The 1,422-nt window shown below is 46.2% G+C and carries 1 tRNA gene and 1 rRNA gene; both read right to left on the bottom strand.

Annotated elements, in window-relative coordinates:
* A 23S ribosomal RNA gene (locus tag OA93_RS23955) occupies positions 1-1,200 on the bottom strand; the annotation flags it as partial.
* 153 nt (positions 1,201-1,353) lie between these two features.
* Positions 1,354-1,422 (bottom strand) — tRNA-Ala (locus OA93_RS23950).

Raw genomic sequence — 1,422 nt, 5'->3', positions numbered from 1 at the left:
AAAATCCATAGCTTCGGTAATATGTTTATGCCCGATTATTATCCATGCTCGTCCGCTCGACTAGTGAGCTGTTACGCACTCTTTAAATGAATGGCTGCTTCCAAGCCAACATCCTAGCTGTCTGGGCAGACAAACCTCGTTCTTTCAACTTAACATATATTTGGGGACCTTAGCTGATGGTCTGGGTTCTTTCCCTCTCGGACTTGGACCTTAGCACCCAAGCCCTCACTGTTGTGAAACATTATATAGCATTCGGAGTTTGTCAGGAATTGGTAGGCGGTGAAGCCCCCGCATCCAATCAGTAGCTCTACCTCTATATAACTTTATGCACAACGCTGCACCTAAATGCATTTCGGGGAGTACGAGCTATTTCCGAGTTTGATTGGCCTTTCACCCCTACCCACAGGTCATCCGAAGACTTTTCAACGTCAACCGGTTCGGTCCTCCACTGTGTGTTACCACAGCTTCAACCTGCCCATGGGTAGATCACACGGTTTCGCGTCTAACACTACTGACTAAAGCGCCCTATTCAGACTCGCTTTCGCTACGGATCCGTGGCTTAACCACTTATCCTTGCCAGCAACGTTAACTCGTAGGCTCATTATGCAAAAGGCACGCCGTCACCCCACGAAAGGGCTCCGACCGCTTGTAAGCGTATGGTTTCAGGATCTATTTCACTCCGTTATTCACGGTTCTTTTCACCTTTCCCTCACGGTACTGGTTCACTATCGGTCTCTCAGGAGTATTTAGCCTTAGCGGATGGTCCCGCCAAATTCAGACAGGGTTTCACGTGCCCCGCCCTACTCAGGATACCACTATCCTTTACACTCATTACCTATACGGGACTATCACCCTCTGTGGTTCTACTTTCCAGTAGATTCTAATTCTTTGTGCAAGAAATGTCGTGGTCCTACAACCCCAACATTGCCGTAACAACATTGGTTTGGGCTAATCCGCGTTCGCTCGCCACTACTTACGGAATCACTTTTGTTTTCTTCTCCTCCGCCTACTTAGATGTTTCAGTTCAGCGGGTTTGCCCACCTATCGGTGTACTATGTCTTCAACATAGTGGGTTGCCCCATTCAGGTATTTACGGATCAAGTCGTGTGTGCCGATCCCCGTAACTTTTCGCAGCTTATCACGCCTTTCATCGCCTCTGAGAGCCAAGGCATCCCCCATACGCCCTTATTTTGCTTATTGTACCAGTCTTGATAAATCAAGACCGTTTTCTTTATCGTCTGTATTGCTACTTTCAATAAAAAATGCTTTCTACTTTTTATTATTTTCTTATCTCAATATGTCAATGAACTTTAACAATTAATAATTATCAATTGATAATTGTCAATTATTTCGTGGAGAATAACGGAGTCGAACCGTTGACCTCCTGCGTGCAAGGCAGGCGCTCTAGCCAGCTGAGCTAAT

It is taken from the genome of Flavobacterium sp. KMS (genome assembly GCF_000813005.1).
Classification (GTDB): Bacteria; Bacteroidota; Bacteroidia; order Flavobacteriales; family Flavobacteriaceae; genus Flavobacterium.
This window is presented reverse-complemented; position numbering and strand designations above follow the sequence as displayed.